This window comes from Microbacterium ureisolvens, assembly GCF_019511645.1.
In the GTDB taxonomy this organism is placed as follows: Bacteria; Actinomycetota; Actinomycetes; order Actinomycetales; family Microbacteriaceae; genus Microbacterium; species Microbacterium ureisolvens_A.
In genome coordinates this window covers 13,962-29,604 of record NZ_JAEUAX010000014.1, presented here as the reverse complement: position 1 = coordinate 29,604, position 15,643 = coordinate 13,962, and the positions used below count along the sequence as shown (strand labels likewise).

The 15,643-nt window shown below is 69.5% G+C and carries 14 protein-coding genes; 11 read left to right on the top strand and 3 right to left on the bottom strand.

What is annotated here, in order from left to right; genetic code table 11:
• The first annotated feature begins 18 nt into the window (after positions 1–18).
• Together JNB61_RS17870 and JNB61_RS17865 are read left to right on the top strand one after the other, a co-directional pair.
• Positions 19–573 (top strand): DapH/DapD/GlmU-related protein, encoded by a 555-nt coding sequence (locus tag JNB61_RS17870; protein WP_220340511.1) that lies wholly within the window; start codon positions 19–21, stop codon positions 571–573.
• Positions 570–1,673, top strand: coding sequence for a glycosyltransferase (locus tag JNB61_RS17865; RefSeq protein ID WP_220340510.1), 1,104 nt, complete (start codon positions 570–572; stop codon positions 1,671–1,673). The genes JNB61_RS17870 and JNB61_RS17865 overlap by 4 nt, the downstream gene beginning before the upstream one ends.
• On the opposite strand, the gene JNB61_RS17860 is transcribed toward JNB61_RS17865, so the two are convergent.
• Positions 1,670–3,214, bottom strand: a complete 1,545-nt coding sequence (locus JNB61_RS17860) for a hypothetical protein (protein WP_220340509.1) — start codon at positions 3,212–3,214, stop codon at positions 1,670–1,672. The two genes, JNB61_RS17865 and JNB61_RS17860, sit on opposite strands and share 4 nt — an antisense overlap.
• A 137-nt stretch (positions 3,215–3,351) precedes the next feature.
• On the opposite strand from JNB61_RS17860, the gene JNB61_RS17855 reads away from it, so the two are divergent.
• Both JNB61_RS17855 and JNB61_RS17850 read left to right on the top strand, forming a co-directional pair.
• Positions 3,352–4,995 (top strand): polysaccharide biosynthesis tyrosine autokinase, encoded by a 1,644-nt coding sequence (locus tag JNB61_RS17855; RefSeq protein ID WP_220290219.1) that lies wholly within the window; start codon positions 3,352–3,354, stop codon positions 4,993–4,995.
• A gap of 9 nt (positions 4,996–5,004) precedes the next feature.
• A complete protein-coding gene (locus tag JNB61_RS17850; RefSeq protein ID WP_220340508.1) occupies positions 5,005–5,568 on the top strand; it encodes an arsenate reductase/protein-tyrosine-phosphatase family protein in 564 nt (187 codons plus the stop codon).
• A 9-nt stretch (positions 5,569–5,577) separates the two neighbouring features.
• Here the strand turns inward: JNB61_RS17850 and JNB61_RS20560 are convergent, their stop codons facing one another.
• Positions 5,578–7,488: an endo-1,3-alpha-glucanase family glycosylhydrolase gene (locus JNB61_RS20560; protein ID WP_220340507.1), complete on the bottom strand. Its 1,911-nt coding sequence runs from the start codon at positions 7,486–7,488 to the stop codon at positions 5,578–5,580.
• 369 nt (positions 7,489–7,857) lie between these two features.
• Here JNB61_RS20560 and JNB61_RS17840 point away from each other — a divergent pair, with 369 nt between their 5' ends.
• Positions 7,858–8,589, top strand: a complete 732-nt coding sequence (locus JNB61_RS17840) for an SGNH/GDSL hydrolase family protein (protein ID WP_220340506.1) — start codon at positions 7,858–7,860, stop codon at positions 8,587–8,589.
• A gap of 132 nt (positions 8,590–8,721) precedes the next feature.
• Positions 8,722–9,192: an adenylyltransferase/cytidyltransferase family protein gene (locus tag JNB61_RS17835; protein WP_159847584.1), complete on the top strand. Its 471-nt coding sequence runs from the start codon at positions 8,722–8,724 to the stop codon at positions 9,190–9,192.
• Positions 9,193–9,241: 49 nt separating this feature from the next.
• Here the strand turns inward: JNB61_RS17835 and JNB61_RS17830 are convergent, their stop codons facing one another.
• Complete coding sequence (locus JNB61_RS17830; protein ID WP_220340505.1) at positions 9,242–10,390, bottom strand: glycosyltransferase; 1,149 nt, start codon at positions 10,388–10,390, stop codon at positions 9,242–9,244.
• A 174-nt stretch (positions 10,391–10,564) separates the two neighbouring features.
• Here JNB61_RS17830 and JNB61_RS17825 point away from each other — a divergent pair, with 174 nt between their 5' ends.
• The 5 genes from JNB61_RS17825 to JNB61_RS17805 all read left to right on the top strand — a co-directional run bounded on the left by JNB61_RS17825 (position 10,565) and on the right by JNB61_RS17805 (position 15,590).
• Positions 10,565–10,798 (top strand): glutaredoxin domain-containing protein, encoded by a 234-nt coding sequence (locus JNB61_RS17825; protein ID WP_159849066.1) that lies wholly within the window; start codon positions 10,565–10,567, stop codon positions 10,796–10,798.
• A gap of 72 nt (positions 10,799–10,870) precedes the next feature.
• Positions 10,871–11,731, top strand: a complete 861-nt coding sequence (gene kynA / locus JNB61_RS17820; protein ID WP_220290248.1) for a tryptophan 2,3-dioxygenase — start codon at positions 10,871–10,873, stop codon at positions 11,729–11,731.
• Entirely contained in the window at positions 11,731–12,711 is a 981-nt protein-coding gene (locus tag JNB61_RS17815; protein ID WP_220340504.1) for a hypothetical protein, read from the top strand. Before kynA ends, JNB61_RS17815 begins: the two co-directional genes overlap by 1 nt.
• Positions 12,698–13,963: a kynureninase gene (locus JNB61_RS17810; protein ID WP_220340503.1), complete on the top strand. Its 1,266-nt coding sequence runs from the start codon at positions 12,698–12,700 to the stop codon at positions 13,961–13,963. The genes JNB61_RS17815 and JNB61_RS17810 overlap by 14 nt, the downstream gene beginning before the upstream one ends.
• A gap of 148 nt (positions 13,964–14,111) precedes the next feature.
• Positions 14,112–15,590, top strand: coding sequence for an MFS transporter (locus JNB61_RS17805; RefSeq protein WP_220340502.1), 1,479 nt, complete (start codon positions 14,112–14,114; stop codon positions 15,588–15,590).
• Positions 15,591–15,643: the final 53 nt, after the last annotated feature.

Here is a 15,643-nt window from a genome sequence, read left to right as displayed (position 1 = left end):
GTGGCTAGGATGTCGCCCATGGGCGGACGACGGAGTCTGGCCGGCTTCACCGGCGACGGTTACGACAAAGGACGCAGCATCGCGTGGCAGGCGGCGTGGCAGCTGGCCTCCAGCCTTCTCGTCATGCCCTGGTTCGTGCCTGCAGGACTTCGGATCAAGGTGCTGCGAGCTTTCGGCGCGCGCATCGGCGACGGAGTGAACTTCCGTTCCGGCGTCCGCGTCCACTGGCCCTGGAAGCTCACGATCGGTGACGACACATGGATCGGCGAACGCGCGTGGATCCTGAACCTCGAGCCCGTCACCATCGGCAGCGACGTCTGCATCTCGCAGGGCGTGCTCCTCTGCACAGGAAGCCACGACCGCCGCTCTCCCACGTTCGAGTTCGACAACGGCCCGATCACCATCGAGGACGGCGCCTGGGTCGCGGCACGAGCGACGGTCCTGCGCGGAGTGACGGTGGGCCGGGATGCCGTCGTGGGTGCGACGGCACTGGTCACATCGGACGTCGAGCCGGGAGCAATCGTCCTCGCGCCGCGCGCGTCGGTCCGCGGTGCCAGCGAGCCGGCGTCATGAAGATCCTCGGGATCGTCACGCTCGTCAGCCCGCTGGGCGAGTACGGCGGACCGACCCGAGTCGCGATCAACCAGCTGCTCGCACTCCAGCAGCGGGGGCATCAGGTCGTGCTCGCCGGGACGCAGCGAGGATTCGACGGGAACGTCCCCACCGAGCTCGACGGTGTGCCGGCCAGACTCTTCCCCGCCCGCACGATCCTGCCCGGAAGCGGATTCGCAGGGCTCGGCTCTCCCGAGCTGTGGAGAGCGGTCCACCGTCACGCCCGCGAGTTCGACGTCGTCCACGTGCATGCCGCGCGCGACCTCGTGACCCTCCCGTCGGCGCTCATCGCAGTCCTGCGAGGGGTGCCGATCGTGGTGCAGACGCACGGCATGGTCGACGAGACCAACAATCCGCTCGCCGTCCCCCTCGATCTCGCCCTTACTCGCCCGGTGCTCCATCGAGCTCGGATCGTCGCCTACCTGACCGCTCGCGAGCGTGCATCCCTGCAGGTCGTCGCCGGTGGCGAAACGCGGTTGGAAGAGCTTCCCAACGGGGTCCCGCTCCAGGCGTCGGCCCGCATCGCCGGTCCGGCGAGGGTTCTGTATCTGGCTCGCCTGGCCGCTCGGAAGCTCCCCGTCGCATTCGTCGAGGCAGCGGCGCGCGTCGCGCCGGCGTTCCCCGAAGCGACCTTCGCACTCGTCGGACCCGATGAAGGCGAGGGCCCGGCGGTCCGTGATGCGATCGCCGCCTCGGGCCACGGCGATCGCATCCGATGGGAGGGCCCCATCGGCATGAGCGGGACGGCCGAGCGGATGCGTCACGCCACCGTCTACGTGCTGCCCAGTGTCGACGAGCCCTATCCGATGTCGGTGCTGGAGGCGATGTCGGTGGGTCTGCCCGTCATCATCACCGATACATGCGGCCTCGCGTCGTTCGTGACACAGCATGAGGCCGGCCTCGTGACCGACGGCACGGTGGGAAGTCTCGAGGAGGCCCTCCGCACCTTGCTCGCCGACCCGGACCGGTCTGCCGCGATGGGCGCTCGAGGCAGGAATGCCGTGCGATCGGAGCGCAGCATGACCGCCATCGCCCAGCGCCTCGAGGCCTTCTACAGCTAGTTCGACGGTGCTCCCGCCGCGTCGGAATCGGACGCGGGGAACGGATGCTGCTCCGCACCGGGCGGCCCTGCGGCGGGGCCCCTGACAGCCATGATGCAGACGATGGTGAGGAACAGCGCTCCGGTCGCCTGCAGGAGCGACCCGCGCAGGAGGATCGTCATGAACACCGGCAGGATCCCTCCGACGATGGCCCACACCCCGCCGGCGCGGAAGGCGGGTACCGTCCGGCTGTCCATCGCGCGCAAGACGACCCCGATGAGCAGGAAGGCGATCACGACTGCGATGATGCCGCCGTTCACGAGCGCTTCGGCCCACGTCGGTGCCGAGAGATTGTCGAACGCATATCCTCGGTACTCGGCCAGCAGGATGCCCGTATCCGTCGGTTTGTTCGGCCACAGTGCGCGAGGAACCCAGAACAGGACGCTCCCGGCGAACTGACTCAACGGGGCGACGAGGCCGTCCAGCCAGTACGACAGGGCGTTGGCGACCTGCCAGAACGCGTCGTAGTCGGGGTTGGACAGGTACTCGGCGAAGAATCCGGATCGCGTGCCCACCTCCCCGCCCGCGCGGCGGAACGCGTCGGCGATCGGGAACACGAACAGGAACCCCGCGATCGCCGCCAACATGGTGATCCGCGCCCGTCTGCGCGTGGCGACGGCGCCGGCGAAGACGGCGAGCGCGAAGACGACCGTTCCGAACGAATACCTCGCGCTCGTGATCGGATTGACGATGAGCAGGAGGACGGCCGCACCCGCGACGGCGCCGATCAGAGCGAGGCGACGACTCTGCTCGTTACTGGCGGTGCGACGAAGCTGGGCCAGGGCGCCGACCGAGACGAGCAGGGGGTAGATCCCGCTCGCGAAGACCACACTGCGCACAGCGGGGTCGGGCCACACCGCCGCTCGCGCCGCGGCCGCCGCATCCCGGCTCCCGAGCAGGGCGATCGCCCCGAGCCGCGAGAGGACGTAGCCGCTCAATGCGAGCGAGATGAGGGCGAGCACGACCGTGCCCCAACTGCTGACGGAGCGGACCGCGACCCGCCGCCCCTCCCCATGCCGACGGCTTTCGCGCAGCATCCACAGCAGACGGCCGATCTCGTAGCAGAGGACTCCGAGCAGGACGACACCCGCCGTAGGCATGTCGAAACCGGTGTCGACCCCCGGCGTCGTCGTCGACGTAAGCCCCGACAGGATCTGCGCGGTGGGGGCGATGCCCATGAAGATGTAGACGAAGAGCCAGAAGAAGAAGTCGAACAGCCTCGGGGTTCCTCGCACCCACAGGAAGGAGAGCCGGATCCCGGCCCACACCAGGAGCGCGAGCGTCATGATCCAGGCATCGCTGCGCGGCAGGTCCGCGACATCCGCGACGAGGAACGCCGGAATCCCCACCGACAGCACCGCGAGAGACGTCACGAGGAAGAGGATGCGCAATCCTCGCCGCAGCTCGTCACCGGCGGTGTCGGCCGCGGGGGAGGCGACGCGTCCGGCTGCGGGTGGCCCGGGCCGCGGGCTGGGCTCTGGAAACTGATCGGTTCGCGTCATCGGGCGCCGTCCACAGGGTGTTCGCGGGGGCTGAGCGCTCAGTCCGGGTTGTAGATTTCTCTGCGGTTGGGGGGAATTATATGGGGATGGGGGAAATAGTGGTTGGGTCCTACACCTCGACGTGACGGGGCGAGGGTATGGAGACCAGAAGCATGCTGCGGCTCGTCCGGCATCACTGGGCCGTCGTCGTGGCCTGTCTGATGATCGGCGTCCTCGGGGGGTGGGCGCTCGTCGTCGCTGCCCCGCGTGAGTACACGGCGAGCGCCGACGTGTTCGTCACCGTCACCGGTGGGGCGAGCACGGGAGAGCTCGCGCAGTCGTCGAACTTCTCGCAGCTGCAGGCTCGCAACTTCAGCGCGGTCGCCACCCGCGAGGTGGTGCTGAAGCCTGTCATCACGTCGCTCGACCTCGACGTCACCATCTCCCAGCTGCGCCGTCAGGTCTCGACATCCGTTCCTCTGAACACGAGCGTCATCACCATCTCGGCGACAGACGAGTCCCCCGAACGCGCGGCGGCCATCGCCAACTCGGTGTCCACGTACCTCGCAGAGGTCGTTCCGTCGCTCACGCCCCGAGTGGATGGCCAGTCGCCCGTCCGCCTGCAGGTCATCGAGTCCGCGACAGCGCCCTCGGCGCCTTCGTCGCCGAACGTGCCGCTGCTGCTGCTCACGGGAGTGCTCGCGGGGCTCGTCGCGGCGGCTGTCGTCGTCGTGCTGCGCGGTGTCGTCGATGCCCGGGTGCGCGACAAGGACCAGGTGGCGGAGATCACCGGGCTGCCCGTGCTCGGGGTCGTCTCCTTCGACCGTCGCGCGCAGCGGGATCCCATCGCCGTCGTGAAGAGCGGGTCCCGCCGAGGTGAGGAGTACCGGCAGCTGCGCGCCAATCTCCGATTCCTCCAGCCCGGGGAACCGCACAAGGTCTTCTCCATCACATCATCGCGGCCCGGGGAGGGCAAGAGTGCGACCGCGGCGAACATCGCCGCGGCCCTGGCGGCCTCGGGCCTCGAGGTCTGCCTCGTGGAAGCCGACCTGCGCCGGCCCACACTGAGCGACGTCCTGGACCTGCCGGAGTACACCGGCTTCACCGACGTGCTCACCGGGGACATCACCCTCGACGAGGCGATCGTCAGCTGGGGACCCGACGACCTCAAGGTCGTCCTCGCCGGCTCCCGCCCGCCCAACCCCAGCGAACTCCTCGAGTCCGCGGCCGCGAGTGACGCGCTGCGGCGGATCCGCGAGCGCTTCGACGTCACCATCATCGACTGCCCGCCCCTGAACCCCGTACCGGACGGCGCCGTGCTGGCGCGCCTGCTCGGCGGCGTCATCCTCGTGATCGGCGCCCGCGTGCTCCGCGTCCGCGAACTCCGCCGCGCAATGGACCGGCTCACCGCGATGGGCGCGTCCGTCGAAGGCGCCGTCTTCAATCTGTCCCGCGCGCGAGAAGACCACCGTTACAGCTACTCACCCACGAAGGCGCCCGCTCGTCCCCCCGAGGCAGACACGGCTGACGCCGAACCCGCTGCAGCGCCCGGCGGGGGCGACCGGCACGCCGAGGCGATCGCGGACGCCGACAGCCGCGGCGACGGAGGCGTGCGAGAGGCGCTCGCAGACGAGTACGAGCGGATCGGCGCCGATGACAGCTTCGCCGACGACGATGACGGCATCGACGACATCGATTGGACGACCGATGAAGGCTCGGATGCCCGGTCGCCCCGTCGCCGCTCGGCCCGCCGCGCCAGCGTCCCGCCCATCCGCGGGGCCGACTCGGCGCGTGACGCCTAGCGATTCATCGTGACCGAGGGTCTGGGCTCGATTCTCTTCGTCTGCACGGGCAACGTCTGTCGGTCGCCCTATCTGGAGTGGGGACTGAGGGGTGCCCTCGAGTCCACAGGAGGACCCGCCATCCGATTGTCATCGGCCGGTCTCGCCCCGCTCACCGGTCACCCGATGAGCAGTCCTCTTCTCGACCGGTTGCTGGATCGCGGAATCGACGCATCGGAATTCAGGGCTCGCGGGCTGACGGAGGCGATGGTCACCCGCGCCGACGTCGTCCTCACCGCGGCGCGGGGGCATCGGCAGTTCCTCGTTCGACAGCTGCCCTCCGCGGCGACCCGGACATTCACGGTGCTGCAGTTCGCGCGTCTGTTGAGAGCGCTTCCGTCCCGTGAGGGTGCGGGCGCCGACCTTCCCACGCTGGCGCGGCTCGCCCACCAGGCACGTGGCACGGCGGGCGCGTCGACCGAGCACGACGATATAGAGGATCCGTGGAAGCGGTCGCGTCGCGTCTATGCGCGCAGTGCAGCGAAAATGGATGAGGTGCTCGAGCGTGTGCTCGAGCACCTCATCCGGCGATGACCGGCTGGCTTACCAGCTGCTGACCGCGTAGTACTGCAGGTCCTGCACGTACGGCGTCGAAACGACGGCATAGGGAGACGTGACCGACTCCGCCGTCGCGCCCGATCGGACGATCTTCGCCGAGACACTGCCCAGATTGAGCGGCACCGTGTAGGCGGAGACTCCCGCCGGAGCGGAGAAGCTGGTGGTCGTTCCGCCGACGGTGATCTGCACAGTCGCCGGCGTCGGCAGCCACACGAGCGCCTCCACCATGTCGCGAGCAGGAGTCGACGTCCCGTCGAGCGCGGGGGCACCCATGAGTGACTGGGGATACGACGGCTTGGCGCTGACGAACTGGGTGCGGTGGGTGAGCACGATGGCGTCCGCGGTGACCGCGGGCTGCGTGCCCGTGTGGAACCACGCGGTGTAGTACCGCGTCAGGTCGAGGAAGGCCGAGCCGTGGTCCTGCGACGGAGCGATCTGGGTCGACTCGCTGTAGTCGTTCCAGGTCACCAGCTGCACGTAGTCCGCCTTCTCGGCGATCGCCTTGTTCCACTGCGCTCGCACGGATGCGGTGTTGTTGGCCTCAGCCCACGACAGCGAGTTGAAGCGAACGTCCTGAACCGCCACGGGCGCCATCCAGGTCTTGCCGAGCGCGTGCGCACGTGCCACGTTGTTGGCGCTGTTCAGCGTGGTGCGCTCGGTGCGCGTGCCCCAGTTGCCGAAGCCGTCCGCGATCGGGGCGAAGGCCTTGAGGTTGGCGTCGCTGGCGTTGTTGAACACCGCCTGGAACGAGATGGGCAGCGCGTACTTGGTCTCGAGCAGGCTGATGACCTGGGTCCACCACGAGATCGAGGCACCTTCCGCCTTGAAGCTGGACAGCACGTACTCGCCGTCCTCCTTGTAGGCGGAGCCGGACTTGTAGAGCTGGCTGAGCAGGGAGGCCGCCGTCTCCGGAGTTGCAGAGGTGAACCCGGAGGATCCGTCGACCATGGGCACGACGGCGAACCCGCCGACCTGGGCTGCGGCCTTCATGACGTTGACCGAGGCGTCCCAGTTCTGGCCGCTCGTGCTCATGAGGTTGAGCGTGAAGCCGTCGATGCCCGCCGACTTCGCCTGCCGCACCTCGGTCGCGAAGTTGTTCACGCGCCAGTCGGTCGCGGTCGACACTCCAGGAGAGATGGGGCGGTCACGCAGGAGGCCACCCACGGATGCGAACTTGCCGCCCTCACCGTCCGGGCTCAGGTAGTTGCGCGTGTAGTAGTCGGTGGATTCGGTCTTGTTGTCGATCGACAGCGGGTACGGCACGAAGTAGTGCGCGAAGACGAGCGGGCCGTCGCCGGATGTGTCGGCCGGCGACGTCGGGGTCGGCGTCGGGGTCGGCGTCGGGGTCGGCGTCGGCGTGGGCGTGGGCGTCGCCGTGGAGACGGGCGCCGTGCTCACCTCGATGCGGGGCACGTCGGCGTTGAATCGCTCCAGACGGAGCTGAACATACCGCTGCGCGTAGTTCAGGGCGAGGGCGAAATCGCCGGTCGTCGGGATGGCGCGGACGTCGAGCGGGATGCGCAGCGTCTGACCCTTGACCGCGGTGGCACTCGGCTGCGACACGGCGGAGCCTGTCGTTCCCGGCTGGTTGTCGTGCGTGAGCGTGGCCGACTTCCACGAAGCAGAGGTCGGATACGCGACGAGTCCAGGAGCGGTCGCGGTCGTGCTGTTCACCTTCACGACGAGCGTCGCGGCGGTCACCGTGCGACCCGACAGCGAGTCGCCGTCGAACTTGAGGTAGGTACGGTCCGCGGTGGCCGTCGCACTCAGCAGGCCGGTCTGCGGCGTCGTGGGCTGGCGCGTCGTCGTCCAGGCGCTGTCTGTGGCGGTCAGGACCGCCGAGTCATCAGCGGCGGCGCTTTCCGCGCCAGTGCTGAGCGGAACGATGCCGCCCACGACGATCGCGGCAGCGACGAGAGCGCCGAGTGCCTTGGCACGCCGAGTGATTCGAAAGCGGGAACCGGGGGAGGTGGGGAGTTTTTCGATATGGGAATGTGTCACGAGTCAGTCATGTCCTTGTTGCGAGTGTTCGGCCAGGCCGTGCGACGACCCCCATCGGCGCACGGTGTTCCTAACGATCAGGTCACGTTAGCCGGAGACCGATTCCCTCTCCTAATCGAGGGCGGGTATGTTAGACGATTCTCAGGAATCGGGAGTGTGCAACACGGCGTGACCCGAGACATCTCGGCCGCTTGTCGCTAGCATTGCCTCGTCGGCCGGGGACCCGAACCAGGCCGGGTCTGTCTGCTGGGGACGACCATGCGAATGCTCCGTAGAGACATCGGCGGCATGCCGCTCTGGGCGATCGTGCTCGTCGCCGTTGCGGGCATCACGCTCGCCGTCTTCCTGGGCAGCGCTTCGTCCGCGGGTGGGAAGGCTCCCCGGTACACGGCTCCCAGCGACGCCTCCACTCCGACCATTCCGGCGCCGATGCCGCTCGCCGTCTTCATCGGCGACTCGTACACGCAGGGCGTGGGAGGTGGCGGTGTGCAATGGCCCGCCCTGATCGGGCAGGTGCACGGCTGGGATGTCGAGAACCTGGGCCTCGGGGGAACGGGGTACGTCCGAACGTCCGACGTGAATGGCTGCGGGCGGGCGTACTGCGGACGCTACGGAGAAGCGATCGACGAGATCGTCGGCTCGCCGACCTACATCGTCGTCTCCGGAGGCCGCAACGACTTCGGGCTGCCGACGGCCGACATCGCAGCGGCCGCCGACGCGTTGTTCGGCGAGCTGCGCACTCGCTACCCTCACGCCGAGATCTTCGCGATCAGCCCGTGGTTCGACGACGATCCGCCACCGTCCGATCCCGCGGAGTTCACCCGCGCTATCCAGACGGCGGCCCTCGACCACGAGGTCGTCTTCCTGGATGCCGGTCAGCCGCTCTTCGGACGACCCGACCTCGTTTCAGAGGACGGCCTGCACCCCAACGCAGCCGGCTACCAGGCCATCGCAGCCGCGGTCGGCGCGCTGCTCGACCCGCTTGTCACCCGATAGCCCGGACCCTCGCACATCGCTCCCGAGCGCACCGTGGGGACGCTCCCCCTCTGTCCGAGCGGTCGGGACTGCTGTAAGGTGCCGCCAACAGACCCGGTGTGTGGGACACCGAGGGATTCACATGGGGGAATCATGGCTGTACGCATCGGCTACGCCGCTGGGGCATTCGACCTGTTTCATGTCGGACACCTGAACATCCTTCGACACGCGAAGGAGAATTGCGACTTCCTGATCGCCGGCGTCGTCAGCGACGAGATGCTCCGCCTCACGAAGCACGTCGAACCCGTCATCCCGACGGCGGAGCGCGTCGAGATCGTCCGGAGCATCACGTACGTCGACGATGTCCACATCGAGGACGTCCCCGACAAGCTCGAGACGTGGCGGCAGCTGCATTTCACGCACTTCTTCAAGGGCGACGACTGGCGCGGCACAGAGAAGGGGGCGCGACTCGAGCGGGAGTTCGCGGCGGTCGGCGTCGAGGTCGTCTACTTCCCCTACACGGTGCACACGTCCTCGAGCGCACTGCGGCATGCGCTCGAAGTGATGGCGGCGTCGCACCCGCGCGATGAAGCGCTCGCCGAGGGCCTCATCGCGAACGCCTGACCGCAGCGAGCCTGCGGAAACGGATGCCGCGGGCCGACGCATCCGTCGACTAGAGCTCCCCGGGCTGCATGGCCTCGTGGTCCAGCTCCTCGACGAAGCGCCGGGCGGGGCTCGGCTCGACGTTCGCCTTGCGGGGCGCGTAGACGACGAGCGAGTGGAAGAGGAAACGCAGGAAGAACGCGACCACCAGCGTGATCGCCGTCGCCACGACCGCCGAGATGTGTCCGGTCGAGACCATCATCGCGACGATGGGGATGCGGATCACGGCCTCTGCGTTGTTGAAGCTGAACGACTTCGCGAAGCGCAGCCAGACACCCGACGCGTTCTCGCGCATGTCCTGGAAGACGAAGCGCTCCTGGAGCAGGAAGTTGCCGATGATCGTGACCTCGGCGGCGACGATCGCGGCGACGATGTAATCCACTCCCCAGTACGTGAGCGCCCAGACGATCGCGACGTTCGCGACGGCGCCCAGCCCGCCGATCACGGCGAACAGCGACATCTTGCCGAACCGCAGGGCGGTCAGCTGCGTGAGGAAATGCAGGCCCTGCCGCACCGACGCCTTGGACTCGCCCGCGTGACGGTCGGCGAAGTCGAACGGGATCTCCGCCACGCGCATGGGCCGGCGCGCGAGGATCTCGAGCAGGATCTTGAAGCCGCGCGGGCGCATCTGCTCGGAGTCGATCGTGCGCCGGTCGATGAGGAAGAACCCGGTCATCGGGTCGGAGACGTCCTTGAGCCGGATGGGGAACATCGCACGCGTCACCGCGGTCGACCCCTTCGACACCATCACGCGGGTGCGGTCGGCGAGCCCGCCGGCGGTGCCGCCGCCGGCGTAACGGGACGCGATCACGAGATCCACGTCGCCGCGCGAGTAGCGGTGCCAGAGCTCCGGGATCTCCTCGGGCGGATGCTGCAGATCGGCGTCCATGACGAGACACGCGTCCGTCTCGGCCGCCCCGAAACCCTCCATCACGGCCCCGCCGAGGCCCCCGACGGGACGATCACGATGGATCAGCCGGACCGGCAGGGAAGCGGATGCGGCGACCTCGCGAATGACCTCGGGGGTGGCGTCGGTGCTGTCGTCGACGAAGATGATCTCGGCGTCGAGACGGTTGTGGACCGCGGCGGTGACACGCCGGACGAGCTCCGCGATGTTCGGAGCCTCGTTGTACGTCGGAACCACGATCGACAACTGCATCGCGGGCTATCCTCCCACGCGGCGGTGCGTCGCCGGCTCCGAGTTCAGGGGACGCAGGTGAGACCCTCGGTCAACGCACGGCACGCGCTCCGAAGCGGGCACGGCCCCCACCCAGGATCCATCCCCGAGAATGGAAGGGTGACCTCCCCGGCATCCTCCCCCTCCTCCCTCACGATGTTCGGCGCCGACTGGTGCCGCGACTGCATCCGCACCAAGAAGCAGCTCGACGAGCTGGGCATCTCGTACACCTACGTCGACCTCGTCGCCGACCCCGCCGCGGCGGACGTCGCCCGCGACATCTCGGGGCGCACCAACATCCCGGTGGTCGTGTACCCGGACGCCTCGCACCACGTCGAGCCGTCGAACGCCGACGTCGAGGCCAAGCTGCGCGAGCTCTCCCTCATCTGAGGCTGCGCGGATCGACCCCGGGTTCACCCGCGGGCCTGACGCCGCGGCATCCGTCCGAATTAGGCTGAGGCCGTGAGCGTCGAACGCAATACCCGGGCGATCGAGGGATCCGTCGTCACCGACTTCGAGGACCGCATGAGCTACGGCGGCTACCTCGATCTGGCGACCCTGCTGTCGGCCCAGCGGCCGCTCAGCGGCAGCGGCGGCAAGCAGGAGCATCATGATGAGCTGCTGTTCATCGTGCAGCACCAGACCACGGAGCTGTGGCTGAAGCTCGTGCTGCACGAGCTGGGCGCCGCGTGCCGGCTGCTGCGCGAGGATCAGCTGGCGCCCGCCCTGAAGTGCATCGCGCGCGTCAAGCACATCCAGAAGACCCTCACCGAGCAGTGGTCGGTGCTCGCGACCCTCACCCCCGCCGAGTACGGGCAGTTCCGCGGCGTGCTGGGCAACGCCAGCGGCTTCCAGTCCGCGCAGTACCGCGCGGTCGAGTTCACCCTCGGCAACAAGAACGCCGCGATGCTGCGGGTCTTCACGTCCGACCCCGCCGCGCACGCGCTCGTCAGCGCGGCGCTCGAGGCCCCGAGCCTCTACGACGAATTCCTCGGGCTGCTCGCCCGCGCCGGCTACGCGATCCCGGCCGAGGTGCTCGAGCGGGATGTGACGCAATCGTGGACCTACGCACCGGAGCTCGTGCCGGTGTTCACCGAGATCTACCGCGACCCCGAGGCGCACTGGGCGGCCTACGAGACGTGCGAAGAGCTCGTCGATCTCGAGGACAACTTCCAGCTGTGGCGCTTCCGCCATCTCAAGACGGTCGAGCGGATCATCGGCTTCAAGACCGGCACCGGCGGCTCGAGCGGCGTGCCCTTCCTGCAGCGGGCGCTGGATCTCACCTTCTTCCCCGAGCTGTATGCCGTGCGGACGGAGCTGTGATGTCGCACGATCCCGACGCCCTGCGCGGACTCCTCGGACCGGATGCCGCCCTCTGCCACCGAGCCATCACCGGCGAGCACGGCGTCTCGCTGCCCCCGTTCACCGATCACCACGTGCACCTGCATCTCATCGACGAGAGCGGGCTGGCCGCGGGCGGCATCGCAGGCGTCGTCGATCTCGGCGGTGATCCGGTGGCGCTGGCCCGACGCGAGAACCACGGCATTCCGCGTGTGGCATATGCCGGCGCGTTCCTGACCGCGGTCGGCGGCTATCCGGTCGGGCGTTCCTGGGCGCCGGCCGAGATCGCCCGCGAGATCGCCGACCCGTCGACCCACCCCGGCGTCGCCGGCGGCGCGGCGACCGCGGTCGACGAGCAGGCGTCGTTCGGGGCATCCGTCATCAAGGCGTCCCTCAACAGCGTGGCGGGACCGGTGCTCGACGCGGCGGCGCTGTCCGCGATCGTCGAGGTCGCGCGCGAGCGCGGGCTGCCCGTCGTCGCGCATGCGGAGGGCGACGGGATGCCGCAGCTCGCCCTCGATGCGGGGGTCGACGGCTTCGCCCACACACCGTTCACCGAGTTCGTCGGCCGGACCTTCACCGCCCACGCGGTCAAAGCCGGGCAGGTATGGATCTCGACGCTCGCGATCCACCAGGCCGGGGATGAGGCCGCCGAGTTCGCCCGCGTGAACCTCGCGGGCTTCGCGGCCGCAGGCGGGCGGGTGCTCTACGGCACCGACCTGGGCAACGGCGCGCAGCCGGTGGGCGTGAATCCCGACGAGATCGCCGCGCTGGATCGCGCCGGTGTGCGCGGTGCTGCGCTGATCGCGGCGCTGGCCGACCCGTGGCCGCTGGCCGAGCGGCCCTCGGGTGTCTCGACCTTCATCCCGGGGCCGCCGCCGACGCACCTCGACGAGGTGGCCGAGTGGCTGCGCGGCGCGACCGTGGTCCCCACCGAGGAGCTCATCCATGACGACCACTGATCCCGCCGAGTCGGTGGTGACCGAGCCGCTCGAGGACGAGGCATCCATTCTCGACAGCAGCGACCCCCTCCGCAGCCACCGCGACGCGTTCGTCGGAGCCGAGACCTCGCTCGTCTACTTCGACGGCAACTCGCTCGGTCGTCCGCTGCGCGCGAGCGTCGAGCGCCTCGCCGCGTTTGCCCGCGACGAATGGGGCGGGCGGCTGATCAGAGGCTGGGACGAGTCCTGGATGCAGCTGCCGTTCGAGATCGGCGACGCCGTCGGCCGCACGGCGATCGGCGCCGCCCCCGGTCAGACCGTCATCGGCGACTCCACCACGGTGCTGCTGTACAAGCTGGTGCGGGCGGCGTTCGACGCCGCCGTCGCCGCGGATCCGGCGCGCGTCGAGATCGTCGTGGATCGCGACAACTTCCCCACCGACCGCTACCTCGTCGAGGGCATCGCCGCCGAGCGCGGCGGCCGCGTGCGCTGGGTGGACGTTGACCTCGCGGGCGGGGTGTCCGCCTCGGCACTGAGCGAGGCGGTCGGGCCCGAGACGGCGGTCGTGCTGCTGTCGCACGTCGCGTACCGATCGGGATATCTGACGGATGCCGCGACCCTCACCCGCATCGCCCACGACGCCGGCGCGCTCATCGTGTGGGACCTCTGCCACTCGGCCGGGTCGGTGCCGGTCGAGGCGGATGCGTGGGACTTCGACGTCGCGGTCGGCTGCACGTACAAGTACCTCAACGGGGGCCCGGGCTCGCCCGCGTTCGCGTACGTCGCGTCGCGGCTGCAGGATCGGCTGGCTCAGCCCATCCAGGGGTGGATGGGCACGGCTGACGTCTTCGCGATGGGGCCGTCGTACCGCCCGGCCGACGGCATGCGGCGCTTCCTGTCGGGCACACCTCCGATCGTGGGCATGCTCGCGATGCAGGACACGCTCGCCCTGCTCGAGGAGGTCGGGATCGACGCCGTGCGCGCCAAGTCGATCGCACTCACGGAGTTCGCCGTACGCGTGGCCGACCAGCTGCTCGCACCGCTCGGGGTCACCGTGGCGTCGCCCCGGGATCCCGCCGAGCGCGGCGGTCACGTGACGCTGTCGCATCCGTCGATGCGCAGGGTGACCGCGCGACTGTGGACACAGGACGTCATCCCCGACTACCGCGACCCCGGCGGCCTCCGCATCGGCCTCTCCCCGCTGTCGACGTCGTTCGCAGAGACCTTGGCGGGCTTGCGGGCGGTCGAGGCCGCGGTGCGCGCCGAGTCCTGATCGCGGGATCGGCGGTGCCTTCCCCCGCCCCTGCCGCTTCTGCGCCGACCATGCCCCTTTCACCGCGAGCATGCCCGGCATGGTCGCGACGGCACGGGCATGGTCGCGACGACACGGGCATGGTCGCGACAAGACCTACACTGGCGCGATGAGCAATGAGGCTCCGCCGGCGGCGGGTGTTCCGGCATCCGTCTCCTCCGCCCGGCTCTCGCGCGGCACCATCGCGCGCTACGCGACAGGCTCGCTCGGCACCGGTGGGTTCGCGACGCTGCCCGGGCTGGTGCTGACCTACTACCTCACCGACTCGCTCGGGGTCGCGGCGCTGGCGGCCGGGGCCGTCATCACGGTCGCGAAAGTGTGGGACGTCGTCATCGACCCGGTCATCGGGGCGCTCACCGACCGCGACCTCGCCCGCCACGGCAGCCGGCGGCGCCTGATGCTGCTCGGTGCGCTCGCGCTGCCGGTGCTGTTCGCGCTGACGTTCGCGGTGCCCCCCTCGCTCGGGCCGGTGGTCGCGGGCATCTGGGTGCTCGTCGCGTTCACGCTCACGGCGACCGCGTTCAGCCTCTTCCAGGTCCCCTACATCGCGCTTCCGGCCGAGCTCACGCCGCGCTATGACGAGCGCACGCGCCTGCTGACGTGGCGCGTGGTGGTGCTGACCCTCGCGATCCTGCTGTTCGGCGCCGGGGGTCCGGCACTGCGGCGCGTGTCGGAGGACCCGTTCGTCCAGTACCTCGTGATGGGCGTGGTGTGCGGCGTCGTGATCGGGATCGGGATGCTGGTTGCCACGGGTGTCGCGAGGCGCGCAGCATCCGCCACCCGTCAGCCGATCCGCGGGAGCGCAGCCGGCCGGCAAGAGGTGGGGAACGAACCAGCCTTCCGGCGACCGGGAGAACTCTCGCCGGAAGGGGGATCGACGGATCAGGCGGCGGCAGGCATCCGGGAGCACTTCGCGGAAGGACTCCGCGCGCTCACGCGGAGCCGGCCATTTCGGATGCTGCTCGCCACCTTCGTGCTGCAGGCCCTCGCCACGGGTCTCATGCTCGCGGGTGCGCAGTACGTCGCGACGTGGGTGCTGCACTCGCAGGCTGCGGTCGAGCTGCTGTTCGTCGCACTCATCGCGCCGGCGCTGCTCGCCGCCCCGGCGTGGGGTGCCCTCGCGCGCCGCATCGGCAAGGAGCGCGCCTTCACGATCGCGAGCATCGTGTTCGCGGTCGCCGCGCTGTCGATCCTCGGCATGCTGTGGGCGCCCGGCGACTGGATCTACGTGCCCGTCGGCGTCGCCGGCATCGCGTACGCGGGCATGCAGTCGCTGCCGATGGCGATGCTCCCCGACGTCATCTCGCACGACGAGCGCACGCACGGCGCCGGCCGGGCCGGTTCGTTCAGCGGCGTCTGGACGGCCGGCGAGACCGTGGGCTTCGCGCTCGGCGCGACGACGCTGGCGGTGATCCTGACAGTCACCGGATACGTCTCGTCCACGGGCACGCAGGTCGTGGAACAGCCGGATGCCGCGATCACCGGCATCGTCGTGAGCTTCAGCCTCGCGCCCGCCGTGCTGATCGGCGTGAGCCTTCTCACGCTTTCGCGGTACCCGCTGCGCCGCGACGACGTCGACCACGCATGACGGCGGACCGGTGCCCGACGGCCTGACATCGGGTCGCACGAATGCTGACATCG

Bases quoted from the DNA above. Each gene is read 5' to 3' on its own strand.
- JNB61_RS17830 (WP_220340505.1), bottom strand. From the start codon at position 10,390: ATGCAGTTGTCGATCGTGGTTCCGACGTACAACGAGGCTCCGAACATC.
- JNB61_RS17805 (WP_220340502.1), top strand. From the start codon at position 14,112: ATGAGCAATGAGGCTCCGCCGGCGGCGGGTGTTCCGGCATCCGTCTCC.
- JNB61_RS17815 (WP_220340504.1), top strand. From the start codon at position 11,731: ATGTCGCACGATCCCGACGCCCTGCGCGGACTCCTCGGACCGGATGCC.
- JNB61_RS17855 (WP_220290219.1), top strand. From the start codon at position 3,352: ATGGAGACCAGAAGCATGCTGCGGCTCGTCCGGCATCACTGGGCCGTC.
- JNB61_RS17865 (WP_220340510.1), top strand. From the start codon at position 570: ATGAAGATCCTCGGGATCGTCACGCTCGTCAGCCCGCTGGGCGAGTAC.
- JNB61_RS17840 (WP_220340506.1), top strand. From the start codon at position 7,858: ATGCTCCGTAGAGACATCGGCGGCATGCCGCTCTGGGCGATCGTGCTC.
- JNB61_RS17870 (WP_220340511.1), top strand. From the start codon at position 19: ATGGGCGGACGACGGAGTCTGGCCGGCTTCACCGGCGACGGTTACGAC.
- JNB61_RS17835 (WP_159847584.1), top strand. From the start codon at position 8,722: ATGGCTGTACGCATCGGCTACGCCGCTGGGGCATTCGACCTGTTTCAT.
- JNB61_RS17860 (WP_220340509.1), bottom strand. From the start codon at position 3,214: ATGACGCGAACCGATCAGTTTCCAGAGCCCAGCCCGCGGCCCGGGCCA.
- JNB61_RS17825 (WP_159849066.1), top strand. From the start codon at position 10,565: ATGTTCGGCGCCGACTGGTGCCGCGACTGCATCCGCACCAAGAAGCAG.
- JNB61_RS17810 (WP_220340503.1), top strand. From the start codon at position 12,698: ATGACGACCACTGATCCCGCCGAGTCGGTGGTGACCGAGCCGCTCGAG.